The sequence below is a fragment of the Collimonas silvisoli genome (assembly GCF_018305005.1).
Classification (GTDB): domain Bacteria; phylum Pseudomonadota; class Gammaproteobacteria; order Burkholderiales; family Burkholderiaceae_D; genus Collimonas; species Collimonas silvisoli.
This window is the reverse complement of the sequence record NZ_JAGQEG010000218.1, coordinates 1-1,198: the sequence shown is the minus strand read 5'-3', so window position 1 is coordinate 1,198 and position 1,198 is coordinate 1. Positions and strand designations below refer to the sequence as shown.

General features: G+C 53.7%; 1 protein-coding gene. It reads right to left on the bottom strand.

Going from position 1 to position 1,198, the window contains the following annotated elements; all coding sequences use genetic code 11:
- Positions 1 to 5: 5 nt before the first annotated feature.
- Positions 6 to 1,135 (bottom strand): IS3 family transposase gene (locus tag KHU33_RS26080; RefSeq protein ID WP_407928323.1). Its coding sequence is split into 2 segments (ribosomal slippage): positions 6 to 883 and positions 883 to 1,135, totalling 1,131 coding nucleotides; the frame shifts between segments, so codons are not numbered across the junction.
- Positions 1,136 to 1,198 lie beyond the last annotated feature (63 nt).

Sequence of the window (1,198 nt, the reverse complement as noted above, 5' to 3'; positions counted from 1 at the left end):
TGACCTTACCCCGCTGAGTGCACCAATCGCAAGTTAGTAATCTCGCTGTTTTCGTTGTGATGCAATACCCGGAATTGGTCCGGTGCCATTTGCCCCAGGGCGCTATGCGGGCGAACCGAGTTGTAATCGGTTCGCCATACTTCGATGCGCTCGCGGGCCTCTTGCAGGCTGCGAAACGCATGCTGGTTTAAACATTCTTCGCGCAATCGGCCATTAAAGCTCTCGATGTAGGCATTTTCGATAGGCTTGCCTGGCCGGATGAATTGTAGCTTCACACTGCACTGATGTGCCCAAGCGTCCAGTGCTTTGCTAATAAATTCCGGACCGTTGTCTACCTGAATAACGCCAGGACAACGCCCACTTTGGCGCAACTGCTCAAGCACACGTGCCACCCGGCTGCCTGTCAGTGAGTGATCAACTTCGATCTTCACGCATTCCCGATTCCATACGTCGATGACTGTCAGCATGCGCATTCTCCTGCCGTTGCTCAGTGCGTCAGAGACGAAATCCATGGCCCAACGCTCATCTGGCCCTCGTGGCATCGGCAGCACCACGCGCAAATGACTCGGTCGTTTCTTGCGACGCCTGCCCCGTAGCGACAGGCCTTCTTCCCGATATAGACGTTCAGTACGCTTATGATTGATTACCAGGCCTTCACGACGCAACATGACGTGCAGGCGCGGAGAACCGAACCGTGGCCGCTCTTGCGCCAGTTCTCGCATCCTTTGACGAACGGGCGCATCCTCCGTTGCCGGAGCAGGACGTCGATAAGTTCGCCGATTCAGACCAACTAAGGTACAGGCCCGCCGCTCAGAGAAATCGTATTGTTGTATGACTTGCCGCACGATTTCTTTGCGCTGCGCGGGCAATGCTACTTTTTTTGCAAAACGTCTTTCAGCACAAGTATATCCAGCGCTTGTTCCGCCACCAGTCGTTTGAGCTTCTGATTCTCTTCTTCAAGAGACCTCAAACGCCGGGCCTCCGGCACATCCATGCCGCCGAATTTGCTACGCCAGTTATAAAACGTGGCATCCGATATGCCGTGCTTACGGCACAAATCAGCCACCTTCATCCCGGCATCCGCTTCCTTCAAGATCCCAATAATCTGCTCTTCCGTAAATCTCGATTTCTTCATGACTAGCTCTCCATCAGCACAGTCACTAACTTTACATTGGGATACTCTGGAGGGGTAAGGTCA